Raw genomic sequence first — 1416 nt, 5'->3', positions numbered from 1 at the left:
TAATGCCGATCAGTTAAGCACATAAAGCTTGATTTTTGGGAAGATAAGATCAAAATCCGGTGATCAGCGATCACCGGATTTTTTATGGAACTGTCAGAAGCTTTAGCTCGTATCTCGACTCACCCTTTAAGAGAATACAAAACATTAGGCGATATTCTTGAGCCTGACTTAATTCAGCAATGCCTGGACTCTAATGGCGTTGCTTCTTTACGCCGCAGGAAATTACCCATGGACTCCATGGTCTGGGCGGTAATAGGTATGGCTTTATTTCGCAATGAATCGGTTAGAAGCCTTATTAACAAGCTCGACATCGTTTTACCACAGCCTGTTAATTTTGTAGCTAGAAGTGCTATAACTCAGGCTAGAAAGAAGCTTGGAAGCGCTGTTGTTAAAGATGTTTTCCAGCGAACAGCCCAGGCTTGGCAGCAACGAGCTGAGCATCCCCACTGGTGTGGACTCAATCTCTATGGCGTTGATGGGGTTGTGTGGAGGGCGCCTGACTCACCTGAAAATGCAGCAGCCTTTGCCCGCACCAGCAACCAGAAGAGTCCTTCAGCCTACCCTCAGGTAAGGATGGTTTGTCTAATGGAGCTGAGCAGTCATTTACTGGTTGATAGCGCATTTGACTCTGTGAGCGAAAGTGAAATGACACTGGCTTCACAACTGCTCGAAGCGGTTCCCGACAACAGCCTGACCCTGTTTGATCGAGGCTTTTACTCACTAGGCCTTTTGCATGCCTGGCGGCAGGCAAAGAAGCAGGCCCACTGGCTTATTCCTTTGAGAAAAGGCACCCAGTATGAAGAACAGTATCGGCTCAGCAAATCAGACAAAATTGTCTGCCTGAAAACTACCCCGCAAGCAAAAAAGAAATGGCCGGAGTTGCCCGATAGGATAGAAGCCCGCCTGATAACGAAAGTGGTTAAGGGGCGTACGATTGAGATACTAACCTCGATGACGGACCCCAAAGCCTATCCGGGGATTGAAATCGTTGACCTGTACTCACATCGCTGGGAAATCGAGGTAGGCTATCGAGAGATGAAGCACACCTTGCTAGATAGTCGGTTTACCCTGCGTAGTCAGCTGCCAGAATTAATCATTCAAGAGCTGTGGGGAGTGCTACTGGCATACAATCTGCTGCGCTATAAAATGATTCTGATGGCGCGAACTCTGCCCGGTATCTTGCCAAACCAATTAAGCTTCCGAGAAGCATCATCATACATCATATTTAAACTCACACAGTTACCGTCATACTCACCTGGAAATATACCAGCAGCAGTTTTGGATATAGAGCGAAATGCGAAACAGTTTAAACTTGAGGCTAGGCGAGAACGCGCATATCCGCGCACTTTAAAAGTGAGTAAAAACAGATACCCAGTTAAACAATATGCCGCTCACTCGCTTAAGTGAACGGCATTA

General features: G+C 46.9%; 1 protein-coding gene. It reads left to right on the top strand.

What is annotated here, in order from left to right; genetic code table 11:
- Positions 1 to 84: 84 nt before the first annotated feature.
- Positions 85 to 1407 carry an IS4 family transposase gene (locus tag HUJ19_RS00010; protein ID WP_290621507.1) on the top strand — a complete coding sequence of 441 codons (1323 nt, stop codon included), beginning with the start codon at positions 85 to 87 and terminating at the stop codon, positions 1405 to 1407.
- Positions 1408 to 1416 lie beyond the last annotated feature (9 nt).

Source organism: Kangiella sp., assembly GCF_014762745.1.
GTDB lineage: Bacteria > Pseudomonadota > Gammaproteobacteria > Enterobacterales > Kangiellaceae > Kangiella.
The sequence above is the reverse complement of the archived record's forward strand: the minus strand, read 5'-3'. Positions and strand labels throughout refer to the sequence as shown.

Coding starts and splice junctions, on each gene's coding strand:
- HUJ19_RS00010 (WP_290621507.1), top strand. CDS start 85: ATGGAACTGTCAGAAGCTTTAGCTCGTATCTCGACTCACCCTTTAAGA.